Annotated in this window: 12 protein-coding genes; 10 read left to right on the forward strand and 2 right to left on the reverse strand. The window is 69.5% G+C overall.

Features of this window, described 5'->3' with window-relative positions; translation table 11 throughout:
* Positions 1-8: 8 nt before the first annotated feature.
* The 8 genes from CRP55_RS33525 (at position 9) to CRP55_RS33560 (ending at position 8,596) form a co-directional block, all read left to right on the forward strand.
* Positions 9-878 (forward strand): hypothetical protein, encoded by an 870-nt coding sequence (locus CRP55_RS33525; RefSeq protein ID WP_179855439.1) that lies wholly within the window; start codon positions 9-11, stop codon positions 876-878.
* A gap of 36 nt (positions 879-914) precedes the next feature.
* Positions 915-2,666 carry a murein biosynthesis integral membrane protein MurJ gene (gene murJ, locus CRP55_RS33530; RefSeq protein WP_097325514.1) on the forward strand — a complete coding sequence of 584 codons (1,752 nt, stop codon included), beginning with the start codon at positions 915-917 and terminating at the stop codon, positions 2,664-2,666.
* 217 nt (positions 2,667-2,883) lie between these two features.
* The gene (locus tag CRP55_RS33535) at positions 2,884-4,410 is read left to right on the forward strand and encodes a protein kinase family protein (protein WP_097325467.1); all 1,527 of its coding nucleotides are present in this window, start codon (positions 2,884-2,886) and stop codon (positions 4,408-4,410) included.
* Between the two features lie 41 nt (positions 4,411-4,451).
* Positions 4,452-5,096, forward strand: coding sequence for an RNA polymerase sigma factor SigM (gene sigM, locus CRP55_RS33540; protein ID WP_245923543.1), 645 nt, complete (start codon positions 4,452-4,454; stop codon positions 5,094-5,096).
* Positions 5,093-5,926, forward strand: coding sequence for an RsmA family anti-sigma factor (locus CRP55_RS33545; protein ID WP_097325471.1), 834 nt, complete (start codon positions 5,093-5,095; stop codon positions 5,924-5,926). The genes sigM and CRP55_RS33545 overlap by 4 nt, the downstream gene beginning before the upstream one ends.
* A 126-nt stretch (positions 5,927-6,052) precedes the next feature.
* On the forward strand, positions 6,053-7,012 hold the full coding sequence (gene trxB, locus CRP55_RS33550) for a thioredoxin-disulfide reductase (protein WP_097325473.1): 960 nt from the start codon (positions 6,053-6,055) through the stop codon (positions 7,010-7,012).
* Positions 7,013-7,027: 15 nt separating this feature from the next.
* Positions 7,028-7,351: a thioredoxin gene (gene trxA, locus CRP55_RS33555; protein ID WP_097325475.1), complete on the forward strand. Its 324-nt coding sequence runs from the start codon at positions 7,028-7,030 to the stop codon at positions 7,349-7,351.
* Positions 7,352-7,447: 96 nt separating this feature from the next.
* Positions 7,448-8,596, forward strand: coding sequence for an N-acetylmuramoyl-L-alanine amidase (locus tag CRP55_RS33560; protein WP_097325476.1), 1,149 nt, complete (start codon positions 7,448-7,450; stop codon positions 8,594-8,596).
* On the opposite strand, the gene CRP55_RS33565 is transcribed toward CRP55_RS33560, so the two are convergent.
* On the reverse strand, positions 8,593-9,261 hold the full coding sequence (locus tag CRP55_RS33565) for a GNAT family N-acetyltransferase (RefSeq protein ID WP_097325477.1): 669 nt from the start codon (positions 9,259-9,261) through the stop codon (positions 8,593-8,595). The genes CRP55_RS33560 and CRP55_RS33565 overlap by 4 nt on opposite strands.
* A 156-nt stretch (positions 9,262-9,417) precedes the next feature.
* Between CRP55_RS33565 and CRP55_RS33570 the strand changes: the two genes are divergently transcribed.
* Positions 9,418-10,725, forward strand: a complete 1,308-nt coding sequence (locus CRP55_RS33570; RefSeq protein WP_097325479.1) for an aminotransferase-like domain-containing protein — start codon at positions 9,418-9,420, stop codon at positions 10,723-10,725.
* Between the two features lie 8 nt (positions 10,726-10,733).
* The gene (locus CRP55_RS33575) at positions 10,734-11,693 is read left to right on the forward strand and encodes a D-alanine--D-alanine ligase family protein (RefSeq protein ID WP_245923544.1); all 960 of its coding nucleotides are present in this window, start codon (positions 10,734-10,736) and stop codon (positions 11,691-11,693) included.
* Positions 11,694-12,669: 976 nt separating this feature from the next.
* Here the strand turns inward: CRP55_RS33575 and CRP55_RS33580 are convergent.
* Positions 12,670-13,545 carry a hypothetical protein gene (locus tag CRP55_RS33580; RefSeq protein WP_245923545.1) on the reverse strand — a complete coding sequence of 292 codons (876 nt, stop codon included), beginning with the start codon at positions 13,543-13,545 and terminating at the stop codon, positions 12,670-12,672.
* Positions 13,546-16,249: the final 2,704 nt, after the last annotated feature.

Below are 16,249 nucleotides of genomic sequence, written 5' to 3' on the forward strand. Positions count from 1 at the left end.
ATGGGTCGGTGCCCGTTTCCGAGGCGCTCCGCCGCCTGGCCTTGGACCCCCGGTTCTGGACGGGCGAGAGCGCGACCACCGACGACGCCGACCAGCGCGAACTCCGGGTGACCCTGCCGGTCACCGGCGGTTACGCGCTCGTGCTCGACCTCGATCTCGCCACCGGCGAGCGCACCCTCGGCCTGCGCGTTCCCGCCTCCAGCGAGCCCGTCCAGCTCGGCTGGGCGCCCGCCGACGGCCCTTTCCCGGCCGCGCTGCGCTGGCCCGAGCTCGACCTCTGCGCCCGGGTGATCGCCTGGGAGGACCCCACGCTGCCCCATCCGGGCCTGGTCGTGGCCCTTCTGTCGCCGTTCGCCCCTGATGACGATCCCGCCGCCACCGCGACACGCCAGGCCGCCTACCGCTCGCTGCGCCGCGAGGTGGCGCCCGCCGTGCCCCACGGTCCCGAGCAGACCCCTCTGCCGCTGTTCGCGAGCGACGACTGGTGGCCTTCCCCGCCCGCCGAGTCGCCCCAGGTCCTCGACGAGGCCACGATCACCGCGATCACCGAGCCGGACTTCGCTTTCCGCGAGGTCCGCGGTGGGTCGCGCTTTCCGGCGGAGTCATTGGCCGATTGTGTACGCCGGGCCGGCGAGCACCTGCGGCTCGTGCCCCATCAGCAGTGGTACGCCGACACCTGGCAACTCGCCCGGGCGATTCTGGACACCGGTGATCTTCAGCGCATTCCGGCCCTGCTGGCCGCGCTGACCGAGGCCGGCTGCGATCATCCGACCGTGTTGGACGCGCTGAGCGAACCGCTGGTGCCGGCCGAGGCGTGCTGGATGGTCGAGACGCTGGCCGGCGCCATGCCCGGCACCCTTCTCGCCCGGCAGCTTTAAGGTACGTACGTGTTGTACGACGGTCGGGAGAAACAGGTGAACAGCGGCCTGTACCGCAGCGCGCACGCGGCGCCGGACGGCGAACCGGTGCGCCCGGAGGACGGCGTCACGATCATCTCGGTCGAGGAGCAGCTGCCCGGCGCGGCCGCCACCGGCGGCGAGGCGCTGCCCAGCGACGACATCGGCAACACCACCGCGCACAGCGCGATGATGGCGATCGGCAGCTTCGTCAGCCGCATCATCGGCTTCGTCCGCAACGCGCTGATCGGCATCACCCTCGGCGCGGGCATCGGTGACGCGTTCACCAGCGCGCAGTTCCTGCCCGGCCAGATCTACGAGCTGCTGCTCGGCGGCATCCTTTCCAGCGTCCTCATCCCGTTGCTGGTGCGGCGCCGCAAGGAAGATCCGGACGGCGGGCTCGAGTTCACCCGCAAGCTGCTGACCTTCGCGATCGTGTCCCTGGGCATCGCCACCGCGATCGTGGTGGTGGCGGCGCCGCTCATCACCGCGATCCAGTCGAGCGCCGACAATCCGCAGGCCTACAAGGATCTGGTCACCCACTTCGCGTACCTGATCCTGCCGATCATCTTCTTCACCGGCCTGTCCGGTCTGATCGCCGCCGTCCTGAACGTGCGCGGGCACTTCGCGGCGCCGACCTGGGCCCCCATCCTCAACAACATCGTCGTGATCGCCGCCTGCGGCGTCTTCATCGGCGTTTTCGGTACGGCGGAGGGCCTGAAGCCCGAGGACATGACGCCCGCGCGGATCACCGTGATCGGCGGCGGCATGCTGCTCGGCATGGTGGTGCAGGCCCTCGGCCTGCTGCCGGCCCTGCGCAAGGTCGGTTTCAGCTGGAAGTGGCGCTGGGCCCCCCGGTCGCTGGGCCTGGGCGAGATCGGCCGGCTGGCCGGCTGGATGCTCTGCTACGTCGCGGCCAACCAGGTCGCCGTCTTCGTCGTGGTCCGCATCCTGAACCGGGTCGCCGGCAAGGACAGCGCCAGCGTGCTCGCCTTCAACAACGTCTTCCTGCTGCTCACCATGGCCCACGGCATCATCGGCGTCTCGGTGATGACCGCCCTGCTGCCCAAGATGAGCGCGGCCGCGGCCGACGGCCGTTACGCGGAGGTGAGCGCCGACCTGAGCCGGGCCATCCGGCTCGTGGTCACGGCGCTGGCGCCGATCGCGGTCATCTACGGCGTCCTGGGCGCACCGATCTCGGTCACCCTGTTCCAGGGCGGCGCCTTCCGCAACAGCGACGCGCTGGCCACCGGAACCGTTCTCGTGGTGGCGGCCTTCGCGGTGCTGCCGTTCTCGATCAGCCAGCTCTGCACGTACACCTTCTATTCTCTGCAGGGCAACAAGACGGCCGCCCTGATCAACCTGCCGGTCGTCGCGGTCCGCATCGGTGCCTACATCGTGCTGGCGGCGGTCCTCAGCAGCTCGCTCTCGGCAGCCGGCATGACGGCCGGCAACGGCATCTCGTACGCGGTCTCGGCTCTGATCTCGCTCGCCGTCCTCCGCCGCCGGATCGGCCGCCTCAATCTCGGCTCGCTCGCGGCCGGCCTGATGAAGATCGTCGTCGCGGCCGCCATCGCCGCCGCCCTGGGTCTGCTCGTGGTGCGTTTCCTGCCCGGCGCCGGCGCGCCGTCGGGCCGCGGCGAGGCGTTGATCCAGCTCGCGGTGGGTGGCGCGGTGATCCTGGTGGCCTATCTCGGTGCGGCAACGATGTTGCGCGTCGCCGAGGTCAATCAGGTCGTCGGCATGGTTCGCCGCAAGATCGGCCGTTGAGTCCGTACGGTTCTGAGCTGCGGGTTTTCCACCGAACGTCGTCGACGATCATCTACAAAGCCGGGCATTTCGCGCTGCCGCGCCGGGGGGACGACCTGCCGCGGCGTGGCCCCGGGCGGGTATGGTCGGTGTCGGCATGTGCTCTTACGCACGCCGCTGTTCTGAACGACCACTCGCACCCAGCACGGTCCCGTGCGTGGAGCACTGAGGAGGACGGGTGACCCAGGTCGGCGAAGGCCATGAGACCGCGGCCGATGCGGACGGGCCGGTCATGACCTTTGGTGCTCCCGCTGCCGGAGAGGTCCTGGCCGAGCGCTACCGCCTCGAGGAGCACGTCAACAACGACAGCGCCGGCCGTCAGGTCTGGCGCGGTATCGACGTCATCCTCCGGCGCCCGGTCGCGGTCGTGCTGCGCTACCCCGGCGGCGACTCCGCTTCCGAGATGTTGCAGGCCGCGGTGGACGCGAGCCGTGTCATACACCCCAGCCTGGTCGGCGTCTACGACGCGATCGACGAGGGCACCCGGTCCTACGTGGTTCGTGAGTGGGTCGACGGCGAGTCGCTGCGCGAGCTGGTCGCTTCCGACGGCCCGCTCGACCCGGGCCGCGCCACGACCATCGCCCACGCGATCGCCGACGCGCTGACGGCCGTGCACGCCACCGGCATGGTCCACGGCAACGTGCACCCCGGCACCGTTCTGATCGGCGACGACGGCCGGGTGGTCCTGGCCGACGCGCGGGCCGACTCGGCCGACGACGTCGAGGGCGACATCCGCGCGGTCGGCGGCATCCTCTATTTCGCGCTCACCGGCCACTGGCCGCGCACCGAGGTGCGCGAGTCCACGCTGCCCGACGCCAACCGCGACGCCAGTGGCAACCCGGCCGCGCCCCGCCAGCTCCGTGCCGGCGTCCCGGCCTACCTCGACGACCTGACGATGGACCTGCTCGACCGCCGCGTCGCCGCTCCCGAGGCCGACGCGCTCACCGCCGAGCTGGCCCGCCTCGACGCGTCCGAGGACGAGTACGAGGATGTCGGCCCCCTGCGCTTCGCGCAGAACACGACGACCGAGCCCACCCGCAGCACCCCCAAGATCTTCCTCGGGGTGGCCGCGCTGGTGGTCATCGCGGTGGTCGGCCTGGTCTTCGGCATCCGTGCCATCACCTCGTCGAACGACCCCGATCCGACGACCACCACCCAGGCCGGCGCCGGCGCCGCCACCGGATCGACCGGCGACGAGCAGACCCCGGCCCCCCAGCCCAAGAAGATCGCGCTCACCGGCGACATGGTGCGCATCGTCGACCCGCCGGACGGCGACCGTGAGGACACCGGCCAGGCGAAATACACGGTGGACAACGACCCCGAGACGGCCTGGGAGACTCAGCGGTTCAAGCAGGCCAACTTCGGCAACCGCAAGCCGGGCATGGGCGTCCTGATCAACCTCGGCCAGCCCCGCTCGTTGTCCGAGATCGAGGTCGAGATGTCGCAGCCGGGCGTCACGATGGACATCCGCGCCGGCACGAGCGACCCGGGCGACACGTCCGAGGGCGACGGCAAGATCATGAGCACGTACAAGCGTCTCGGCGACGGCGACACCACGACCGACGGCACGCGCGAGGTCTTCTCGCCGTTCGACCCGAACAGCAAATACCAGTACGTTCTGGTCTTCCTGACCAAGCTGCCCAAGGCCGACGACGGCAGCGGTTACAAGATCAGTGTCAACAAGATCGAGGTGTACGGGTACTGAGCGGCTCCCGCGGTCTCGACCGATCCGGTTAGATTGCACGCGTGACTTCCGGGGACGGCGCGACCGCGACGAGCGACGCCGACCTGCTGCGCGCCCATGTCGAGGGTGACAAGCAGGCGTTCGGCGAGCTCGTGCGCCGTCATCGCGACCGGCTGTGGGCGGTCGCCGTGCGCACGATCGGCGACCGCGAGGAGGCGGCCGACGCGGTGCAGGACGCACTGCTCTCGGCCCACCGCAACGCGGCCCGGTTCCGCGGCGACTCGGCGGTCACGACCTGGCTGCACCGCATCGTGGTGAACGCCTGCCTCGACCGGATCCGCCGCCGCCAGGCCCACCCGACCGTGCCCCTGCCCGACGGCAGCCGCTCCGAGGACAGGCCGTCCGGTGTGGAGCCGGCCGCCCCCGTTCAAGACCATGAGACCGCGCTGCTCGTCCGTGAGGCGCTCGCCGCCCTGCCGGTCGACCAGCGGGCGGCCATCGTCCTGGTCGACGTGCAGGGCTACCCGGTGGCCGAGGCGGCCGAGATCCTCGGGGTGGCGGTCGGCACGATCAAGAGCCGGTGCGCCCGCGGGCGAGCGAAGATGGCACTCGCGCTGGGAGACGTCGCTCACCCCACCGAGGGGAACCAGGAGGCGTCTTCTTCCGTCCCATCGGGACCGGCGGCGGATCGGAGGGACCAGAGGTGACCGGGGCGGCGGAGTTCAGCGGGGTCGACATCGACCTGCTGGCGGACTACATCGGCGGGGCCCTCGAGGGCACGCCGGACGAGTCCGTGGTGGCCACCCTGATCGCCGACGACGCGCGGTGGCGGGCGGCGTACGAGACCCTGGGCGGCCGGATGGCCATGGTCGGCGCCGAGTTGGGCCGCCTGGCGCCCGAGCCGATGCCGTCCGACCTGGCAGCCCGGCTGGACGAGGCGTTCACCGCCCCGCCGCGCCTCGAGGTGGTGCACGACGCCGGCCCCGTACAGAAAACAAGGAAGCAGCGGCGCTGGGTGACCCCGATCGCCATCGCCGCCGGGGTTGTCGCCTTCGTGGGTTTCGGCCTCGATTATCTGGCCGGCCGTGACAACGCCTCGGACACCGCGGCCAACTCGAGCGCCGCCGGTTCGGCCGAGCAGTCACGGGCGACCCCGCCCACTCTCTCCTCCGGCACCGACTACACCGAGGCCACCCTCGCGGTGGCGCCCTCCCAGCCGCTGAGCGCGGCCTCGGAGCCGGGCGAGACCTTCTCCGCCCAGAAGAACGGCGACCGTGCCGCCACTGACACCACCCTGCCCGAGTTGTCCCGATTGATGCCTCCCGAGGCCCTCCAGGAGTGTCTCGACCTCATCCAGCAGGCCAACGCGGGCGGCCCGATCGACGTCGAGTCGGTCGACTACGCCCGCTTCGACGGCTCGCCGGCCGTGGTGGTGCGCTTCACCGCCGCCAACGGCGTGTGGGCCTGGGCCAGCGGGCCGGCCTGCGGCACGCCCGCCGGTGGCGCCGACACCCTGGCCCGGGTCCCGGTACGCTGATCAGCCCCGGGTGAGGTCGAACACGACCGGCACGCGGGAATGGTGTGTGCCTAGCATGGCGTTCTAGCGTGCAGTGTCGCCGAGCGGGCATTTCCCGTGGGCGTTGAGCAGACTGAGGAGTCGGCAGTGGACGAGGTCCGTAATCTGATCATCATCGGTTCGGGGCCCTCCGGCTACACCGCGGCGCTCTACGCGGCTCGCGCCAACCTCAAGCCGCTGGTCATCGAGGGTGTGCAGTCCGGTGGTGCGCTCATGACCACCACCGAGGTGGAGAACTTCCCCGGCTTCCGCGAGGGCATCATGGGCCCCGAGCTCATGGACAACATGCGCGCCCAGGCCGAGAAGTTCGGCGCCGAGTTCATCACCGACGACGTCACCCGCGTCGAGCTGACCGACAAGCCGACCGAGGCCGGCACCGAGGGGCTCAAGACGGTCTGGGTGGGCGAGAAGGAATACTTCGCCCGCGCTGTCATCCTTTCCACCGGTTCGGCCTGGCGCCCGCTGGGCGTCCCCGGCGAGCAGGAGCTGCTCGGCCACGGCGTCTCGTCGTGTGCCACCTGTGACGGCTTCTTCTTCCGCAACCACAACATCGTGGTGGTCGGCGGCGGCGACTCCGCGATGGAGGAGGCGACCTTCCTCACCCGGTTCGCCGAGACGGTGACGATCGTGCACCGCCGCGACTCGTTCCGGGCCAGCAAGGTCATGCAGCTCCGCGCCCTGAACAACCCGAAGATCAAGGTCGAGTGGAACTCCCAGGTCGAGGAGATCCTCGGCGAGGACGGCAAGGTCAACGGCGTCCGCCTGAAGAACACCGAGACCGGCGAGACCAAGGTCCTCGACGTGACCGGCGTCTTCGTGGCGATCGGCCACGACCCGCGCAGCGAGCTGTTCAAGGGCCAGGTCGAGCTCGACGACGAGGGCTACGTCAAGGTCGACTCCCCGTCGACCCGGACCAACATCCAGGGCGTCTTCGCGGCCGGCGACCTCGTCGACCACACCTACCGTCAGGCCATCACGGCCTCCGGCACGGGCTGTGCCGCGGCGCTGGACGCCGAGCGCTTCATCGCGTCATTCGTAGAGCTGTAAGACCGGGAGGGTCTAGTGGGAGCAGGTAAGGCGATCAGCGACGCCACTTTTGTGAGCGACGTGCTGCAGTCCGACAAGCCGGTGCTGGTCGACTTCTGGGCGGAGTGGTGCGCGCCCTGCAAGAAGGTCGACCCGCTGCTGAACGAGATCGCCAAGGAGATGGGCGACAAGGTCGAGATCGTCAGCATCAACATCGACGAGAACCCGGAGACCACCCGGGCCTACCGCGTGATGTCGGTGCCGACGCTGACCATCTTCAAGGGCGGCGAGGCCGTGAACTCGGTCACCGGCGCCAAGCCCAAGAGCGCCCTGGTCAACTTCATCGAATCGGCCCTCTGAGTGATTGACCCGTGCCCCGCGTCCCTCGTGGACGCGGGGCACGGGCGTGCCAGGGGTACTCTCCTCTGAGTCGTTCTTCGTACTAGGGAGTCGCGCGTGCGTTCCATCCGGCGTGGAGACAGCGGCCCGGCCGTTGCCGAGATCCGATCGATCCTGGTCGGGCTGGACCTGCTCACCACGGCGTCGGATGTGTTCGACGACGAGATGGACGAGGCGGTGCGGGCCTTTCAGCAGAACCGCGGCCTCGGCGTCGACGGCCTGGTGGGCGACGAGACGTGGGGCGCGCTCGACGCGTCCCGCTGGCGGCTCGGCGCGCGCACCCTGTTCCACTCGGTGCCCGACGCGCTGGTCGGCGAGGATGTGCGCACCCTGCAGGAGCGGATGCTCGAGATGGGCTTCGACGCCGGCCGGGCCGACTCGATCTACGGCGCCCGCACGGCCCGGGCGGTGGCCCAGTTCCAGCGTGAGGTGGGTCTCACCCCGGACGGCTCCTGCGGCCCGCAGACCCTCAAGGCGCTGCGCCGGCTCGGCCGCAAGGTCGTCGGCGGCCGACCGCAGTGGCTGCGCGAGGCCGAGGCGTTCCGCCAGGCCGGCACCAACCTGGTCGGCAAGACCATCGTGATCGACCCGGGCCACGGCGGCGGTGACGACACCGGTGTGGTCGTTCCCGACGGCCCGCTGCGCTGGACCGAGGCCGACCTCGTCTTCGACCTGGCCGCCCGCCTCGAGGGCCGGCTCGCCGCGGCCGGCATGCGGGTCCACCTCACCCGCGGCCCGCACCCCACCGAGCCGATGAGCGGCGCCGACCGGGCCGCCCTGGCCAACAGCCTCGGCGCCGACCTGCTGATCTCGCTGCACCTCGACGGTCACGACAACGAGGCGGCCGACGGCGTCGCCGCCTACCACTACGGCACCGGCAGCGGCCTGAGCTCGACCGTGGGGGAGCGGCTGGCCAACCTGGTCCAGCGCGAGATCGTCGTGCGGACCGGGATGCGCGACTGCCACATCCACGCCAAGACGTGGGAGCTGCTGCGCCTGACGCGCATGCCCGCCGTACGTGTGGATCTCGGTTATCTGACCTCGCCGGCCGATCGCGACCGCCTGGTCAACCCGCTGTTCCGCGAGCAGATCGTCGAGGCGATCCTGGCCGCCGTCCAGCGCATGTACTTCCCGGTCGAGCGCGACGTGCCGACCGGCTCGATCGACGTGCGCCAGCTGCGCATGGCCCTCTCGAACAGGGCTTAATTCTCGACTGTACGGGTGGCTGTGGCCGGGCGGACCGGCCGCAGCAAGGTCTCGGGGCTCATCGAGCCGAGCAGTTTCTCCAGCGCGTATTCGACGTCGGACTTCCACGACAGCGCGGTCCGCAGCTCGAGCCGCAGCCGCGGGTAGCGCGGATGAGGCCGCACGGTCTTGAAGCCCACCGAGAGGAAGAAGTCGACCGGAGCCACACAGCCGGTCTGCGTCTCGTCGTCGGCCTCACCGAACTTCGCGTCGCCGAAGGCCTCGATCGCCTTCACCCCGCGCTTGGTGAGATCACGGGCCACGCCCTGCACGAGCATGCGCCCCAGCCCGCCGCCGGCGAACGCGGCGACCACGTGCGAGGTCATCAGCAGGGCGGCGTCGGCGCTCACCGGCGAGGTCGGAAAGGCCATCGACCGGGGGACGTACGCCGGTGGGGCGTACATCACAAAACCGGCCGGCATGCCGTCGACGTAGGCCAGCTTGCCGCAGGAACCCCACTCCAGCAGAGTCTGCGAAACCCACGCTTCCTTCTCGAGCCCGGGGTCACCGGACGCGCACGCGCGCTCCGCCGAAACCGGGTCAAGCTCCCAGAAAACGCACTGCCGGCATGGCCGCGGAAGATCCTCGAGTGTGTCCAAAGTGAGGTTGACCAGGCGTCGTGACACAGTCGTCCCCCTTGAACTCCGTACCCCGATGGGGATCCTACGCCGCAATGCCCATGAACGGGACCAGTTGGGCACCCTGGCCGGTTAACCGAGGGCTCGAAGTGGCGTGCCCGACTACCATCGGAACTCTGTCTCCCAGAGCGAGGTGAGAGCCGCATGACCGGCACAACCCAGGACGACTACACCGATCGCTACGCGCGCCGAGTGCGTGGCATGACGACGTCGGAGATTCGCGCACTCTTCGCCGTGGCCAGTCGTCCCGAGGTCGTGTCGCTCGCCGGCGGCTCGCCCTACATCGCCGCCCTGCCGCTCGACGCCGTGGGCGAGATGCTCAACAAGCTCGCCGCCGAGCAGGGCGCGAGCAGCCTTCAGTACGGCATCGGCCAGGGCACGATCGAGCTGCGCGAGCGCATCTGCGAGGTCATGGCCCTGTCCGGCATCAGCGGCGCGTCCCCCGACGACGTCGTGGTCACCGTCGGCGGCCAGCAGGCGATCGACCTGCTCGCCCGCCTCTTCCTGGACCCGGGCGACGTGGTCCTCGCCGAGGGGCCGAGCTATGTCGGCGCACTCGGCGTCTTCCAGGCCGCCCAGGCACAGGTGAAACACGTGCCGATGGACGACGAGGGCCTCATCCCGGCCGCCCTCGAGGAGGCGATCGCCGAGGTCGAGCGCTCGGGCCGCAAGGCGAAATTCCTCTACACGATCCCCACGTTCCAAAACCCGGGCGGCATGACGCTGACCGACGAGCGGCGCGAGCAGGTGCTCGACATCTGCGAGCGCGCCGGCCTGCTGGTGGTGGAGGACGACCCGTACGGCATGTTGTCCTTCGAGGGTGACGCCCCGCGGCCGTTGCGGGCCCGCCGTCGTGAGGGCGTGTTCTACGTGAGCACGTTCTCCAAGACGTTCGCCCCCGGTCTGCGCGTCGGCTGGATCCTGGCGCCACACGCCGTACGGGAAAAGCTCGTCATGATGAGCGAAGCGAATGTGCTGTGCCCGAGCGCGTTCGCGCAGGGCGCGGTGACGCAGTATCTGTCGACGATGCCGTGGCGCGAGCAGATCAAGGTCTACCGCGAGATCTACCGCGAGCGCCGCGACGCCCTGCTGGACGCGTTGCGCGACCTGATGCCGGCCGGCACGACGTGGACCCACCCGACGGGCGGCCTGTTCGTGTGGGCGACCTTGCCCGAGGGCCTTGACTCCAAGGCGATGATGCCGCGGGCGATCGCGGCGAGGGTGGCTTATGTGCCGGGGACAGGCTTCTTCGCCGACGGCACGGGCCGCAGCAACATGAGGCTCAACTTCTCGTTCTCGTCGCCCGAGCGCCTCCGCGAGGGCATCCGCCGCCTGTCCGGCGTCATGGAGCAGGAGCTGGCGATGCGCGCCGTCTTCGGCCCCGCCGCCGCGCAGACGCACCGCCGCCGGGGCACGGCCGCCGCGGACGCCCCCGGCCCCGACTTGGCATGATCTCTTCCATGGTTACGGGTGACGATGTGCGCGTGATGGTCCTGGCCGGCGGCCTCTCCTACGAGAGGGACGTCTCCCTGCGCTCCGGCCGCCGCGCCGTCGACGCCTTGCGCGCGGCCGGCATCCAGGCCGAGATGCGCGACGCCGACGTGACACTGCTGCCGTCCCTGCAGGAAGACCCGCCGGACGCGGTGGTGATCGCCCTGCACGGCGCGACAGGCGAGGACGGCAGCCTGCGCGGCGTCCTGGACCTGTGCGGCATCCCGTACGTGGGTTGCGACGCCCGGGCCTCCCGCCTGGCCTGGGACAAGCCGTCGGCCAAGTCGATGCTCCGCGAGGCCGGCATCCCCACCCCCGACTGGGTGGCGCTGCCACACGACCGTTTCTCGGAGCTGGGCGCGGTGGCGGTCCTGGACCGCATCGTCGACCGTCTGGGCCTCCCGCTGATGGTAAAGCCGGCCCAGGGCGGTTCAGGCCTGGGCGCAGCGGTGGTACGCGAGGACACGGCCCTGCCGGCAGCGATGGTGGGCTGCTTCGCATACGACTCGACAGCCCTGGTGGAAAAGTTCGTGCCAGGAAAAGACGTGGCGGTCTCCATCATCGACCTGGGCTCAGGCCCCGAGGCCCTCCCCACGGTCGAGATCGTCCCCCGCGACGGCGTGTACGACTACGCGGCCCGCTACACGGCCGGCCTGACAACATGGCACGCCCCGGCCCGCCTGTCCCCGTCGGTGGCCGCCCAGGTGGCCGAGACGGCGCTGGCGGCCCACAAGGCGCTGGGCTTGAGAGACCTCTCCCGCGTAGACCTGATCGTCCCCGACGAGGGAGCACCTCAGGTCCTGGGCATCAACGTCTCCCCGGGCATGACAGAGACGTCCTTGCTCCCGCTGGCAGTCCAGGCCGCCGGCCAGGACTTGGGCCGCATCCTGTCCACTTTGGTAGAGCGAGCCGTAGCCCGCGCCGCCTAGAAACCGGCCTAGCCGTAACCAACCCTGGCCGCAACGCCCAAGTCCCTTACACGGCTGGCCGGAGCCCGCTTCTCGGCCATTGCTCCGGACGCCAGCGTCGGGGCCACTTGCATCGCGGCCGCCAGCGACGAATCTGCTTACACCGAGACCGCCTGCATCGGGGCCCCAGCGTCGAGGACGCCAGCGCCGGGCGGCGGCCACCGCGCGGCAGTCTTCTGGCTGAGCCGCTGCTTTAGTCGGTGGGCGCGGCGCACGAGGAACTGCACGGCTGGGCGGGTCTCGCCTGCGACGGGCTGGGCGGGTCTCGCCTGCGACGGGCTAGGCCGGTCGCCTACGACGGGCTGGGCGGGGCGCTTGCGACGGGCTGGGCGGGGCGCTTGCGACGGGCTGCGCCGGGCGCTTGCGACGGGCTGCGCCGGCGGGCGCGTTGCCCGCCGCCGGTGTTGCCTAGGGCGGCGAGCGCTGCTGCGGGCTCTTGGGATACTCGGCGGCCTTCAGAGTGGCTGGTGGCATGTGCGTGTCTCCCACGAGCTCGGTGTCGGTCACTCCCGGCGTGCTTCCGCCGCGCGCGCTGATATGGCGCTGCTGGAAGCGCAGGCACAACTTCGTGCGCAGCCTCGAATCGGCGGCAGGAAGCGGGCGCTCGATGGCTCGGCAGGCGACGCGGGTACTCGTACGCCCGAACCTGCCTTATCAAGCGCAAGCGTGGCTGCCCGATTAGGACTCTGCGCTAGCTAGTGGCAGAGGCTTCGGGACGGCGTCTTCGTTGGGTGGGCAGCGGCTTGGCTGCCGGCGGCGTCGGGATGCTCGTCAGGAATCGTCGCGGCGCTTGGCCGACTGGCTCCCTCGGTTCCTGACAGCTCAAGCCTGGCACAAGTCGGCTGGCGGCGCGGAAGTAAATGCTGGCCTGTGGATAACTTCGGGCCGCGGCCCTGTGAGTGTCCTCAAAGGGCCGACTGTCGTCCCGTACATCAAATCAAGAGGGAGAGGGAGTCTGTGCCTGACCCAGACGAGGGGTTTGGGTCGGGATCGTCGGAGGCTCCGTGGAGGGCTGGGACTCGACGTCGCCCAAGGTCGTGGGGCGCGGCTCGGCGAGATCGTTGGTGGGGGCGTCGCTGGAGAGGTCCCCGCCGGGGGAATCGCTGTAGAGGACGCCGGTGGGGGAATCGCTGGCGTGGAGATCGACGGTGTCACGGGCGTTCTCGTCGCGGCTCGACATCGACTCGTCTGCGGGGTGATCGCCGTTGGGGGAGAGGTTGATCGTGGAGGGGGATTCCCACTTGATGTGCGCGGGCTCGGCGATGGCCTTGCCGCCGAACTCGGCGAGCCAGGCGGCTACGAGGGCGAGGTTTTCGTGCCACTCGTGCTCGGGGATGACGGGGAGGATGTCGTCCCAGAGCGAGAGGAAGGTGCCGCGCAGTTGGAGGCGGCCCTGGGGGCGCGCGAGGAACCACATGTGCAGGTGAGCGGAGCCGTCACCCCACCGGTTGACGTGCACGCGGGCGACGCCGTCGAGGGAGCGGATGGCGCGCTCCAGACGGACGGTCATGACGCCGAGCTCGGCCGACAGGAGGTTCGGGAGGTCGCCGAGATCAAGATGCGATCGGCACTCCAGAATCACGACGACGGGGAGGCCGGTGGGACGGTCCATGGCCCGTACGCGCCAACGTTCACTGACCCAGATGTACGCGTCGTCGGGCGTATTGCAGGCGACGCAGTCGGCTGCGTCCTCGCCGGCGCGCGGGGGCTCCACCTCGACCGGAGCGGCCAGGGGCTTGACCCGCATGTCGCCCTCAAAAGGGAACGACGGCCAGCGCGTGAAGCCGGGCAGTGGGACGGTGTTGTCGGGCACGAGGGAACCTTAGCCGAGGCCAGAGCCACTGTCCCGGGTCAATTTTCACGCCCTGTGGACAGCGTTCGTCGCCCTCCTTGACGTAGATCGCCGTCACGGTCTGTGGGTGGCACGGCACGGTAAAAGTTATCCACAGAAGTTATCCACAGGCTCTCCCGTTTCACGTGAAACGCGACGTAGAAGGCATGAAGGCCCTGTGGATACTTCGGTGGAGAGCGCGCAGCACATCGGCCGCGTTTCACGTGAAACGGAGCGCGCAGCTTTTCAACAGGAGTTACGCACAGGGTGTGGATAACTCGGAGACGCGGTCGGAGGAGACGCCTTATGGCTGTCGCGTTCCGTCAGCAGCTGGGTCGGCGAGACGCGCTCTCGGTTGAGGGTGGTCACCGCGTCAAGGTCCAGTCTTGGGACCTCTTGAGGTCTCTAGCTCCGGATCGGTAACGCGAGCTGCCCTCGCGTCGTGGTCACGGAGGCTCGAAGCAATCCGCGGTATTAGTGACTCAGTTTCAGGGCAAGGCCGGGATCGCCGCGGATAGTCGCCTTCGGTTCTCACCGCCGACGCCAGGGCCCTCCTCGAGGCAAACCGTCGAGTCACGCCTGTGCGAGGACGCCATCCCGTCGGTGGCTGCTTTCGCTGCGGCCATCTCTCCGTCTCTCAGTTCATCCGATGCTTGGCTTGGATGGCCCGCTCTGCCTTCGCTGCTCCTGACTCCTCAGGTGGGACCCTCGACCCCAGCTTGGCGTGGACCGAAACCGGGAGCGCGAGGCGGGCCTAGAGCAGAGCCCGAGGGGCGTGCAGGCCTAAGCCGGTAACCGCCGAGGGAAGGGGGAGCCGGCGTCTGCGGCCGGACGGGATGGTGGGTTGAGGGACAAGCGTGAGCCGGAACGGCGGGCTGGCTCGCAAGCCGAGGGGACCTGGATGGAGAGTGAGGGGCCGAGAGTCGAGCAGCCGGAGGCGAGAACGCAAGCTTCGGAACCGAGAGACAGGAGCGAGGACGCGGGCTGCGGCGCCGAGGGACCGAAGGCCGGGGGAGAGAACTCGAGGCCCTGCCTAGGGCCGCAGCGTCGCTTGTGTCGGCCGGCCTGTCGAAGGTACTGGGGCGAGTCCGCCGGAGAATCGGGATGCAGCCGCCATCATGCTCTTCTACTGCTGTCCTCGTAGCCCGGCTAGCGCCGTGATCGAGGCGAGGCATCGGATAGGTCTTGAACGCGGTCTGCAATGGATCACCGGCTCGGTCTGACTCTGCAGCCTCTCCTGTGAGGTTGTGGCTCGGCTTTTCTGATCTGCTCGGAGTGGCGACGTTCAGAGACACATCTGGTTAGAGCTCCAGCGAGCTAGGTCGACGACGAGCAGCCAATCGTTTCCGACACGGGCTCCGACAACTGACTCGATAGTCATGATCTCGGAGACGGGCTCATCCTTAGACACGCGGGTGACATTGGGGCGCTCAGTATGGCCGCGATCAACCATGCATGCGGCCGGTAAGGCGGCTCCCGGCACTGCCGTCGAAGCCGGCTGAACCTGACATGGTCATGCGGGCCTCGGCATCGGATCGATGTTGGAGCCCGACTCGTTCTCACGACCGCGGACAAACACTCGTGCCCGCTCCGAGGTCAGAAATCGTCTCCGTTGGCGACTACTGGAGTCTGGGCATCAACCCAATGCGCAACCAGTCCAGGCGACATAGGTCCAAGGCGTTGTCTCAGCCTCTGTTGACCGAGTCCTGCAACGGCGGCTGACCAAGAAGGCACGCCAAGGACCACAACCATCTGTCGGCTGACAGCAGTGGCACGCGGCCCGCACAGCTGCGGCGGCGCCTGCCACAACCACGACAGCGAGCGGATGTGAGCCAAAGGCTCGGCAGCTTGGGGTGGGTAGTCCACGTCGCAGTGTGGCCATGAGATATGCAGTCGGGCCTGAGTTCGGCACGGCTACGATCGGTTCGGCCCGGCTGGCAGGTAAGCCTTCGTCCTGGATCCCGGATCCATCGTGCGGCCTAGTAGGCCGAGATGGGTCGCGTCCCGCTGATAGACGACCAACCTCCGAGCGACGTTGCCATGGCGCACTGGGAGCTCTTCTTGAGGGCCTCCAGGGATCTCGTGCGCCCGCAGTCCGGTCGATCACGTGAGCCGCGACGAGGGCCTTGCCGGGCTAGGGGTGCAGTCGGATGGCGGAACCGCACGGACTGGATCCGCCATGCCGGAATCTCGGGGAGGACGGCTCGCGCGGGAGTTCGAGCCGAGTGCCGGACGCGCGAAGACGCCGCCGCGGAAAGGCCTCGTTCGAGAATCCCGCCACACCTCCTGGTCGGCTCAGCCCTCCGAGGGGATGGGCTGCTGGCCCAGGCACAGACAAACAAGAGGACGGTCTCGCTACGCGGCTAGCGCAGCTGGCTCCGCTTAGCGCCGTTGCCGAAACGACCGAAAGACGCACTCTCGGCAGGACGGGCGCCGCAGACGATCAAACGTCCCTCTGCTCCGGGAGGGGCCGTATACAGGTTTCGGCTCTGCTATTCGTCGCTACAGCAGGCCCCTCGGCGCGCGCGTGGCCGGCGACCGTGGGCCGCCTGGCGACTCCTGTGTAGGGGAAGCAGCTGTTTCACGTGAAACGGCTCCCGGCTCCCGGCTCCCGGCTCCCGGCTCCCGGCTCCCGGCTCCCGGCTCCCGGCTCCCGGCTCCCGGCTCCCGGCTCCCGGCTCCCGGC

The organism is Paractinoplanes atraurantiacus (genome assembly GCF_900215205.1).
Classification (GTDB): Bacteria; Actinomycetota; Actinomycetes; order Mycobacteriales; family Micromonosporaceae; genus Actinoplanes; species Actinoplanes atraurantiacus.

Bases quoted from the DNA above. Each gene is read 5' to 3' on its own strand.
- CRP55_RS33575 (WP_245923544.1), top strand. From the start codon at position 10,734: ATGGTTACGGGTGACGATGTGCGCGTGATGGTCCTGGCCGGCGGCCTC.
- CRP55_RS33570 (WP_097325479.1), top strand. From the start codon at position 9,418: ATGACCGGCACAACCCAGGACGACTACACCGATCGCTACGCGCGCCGA.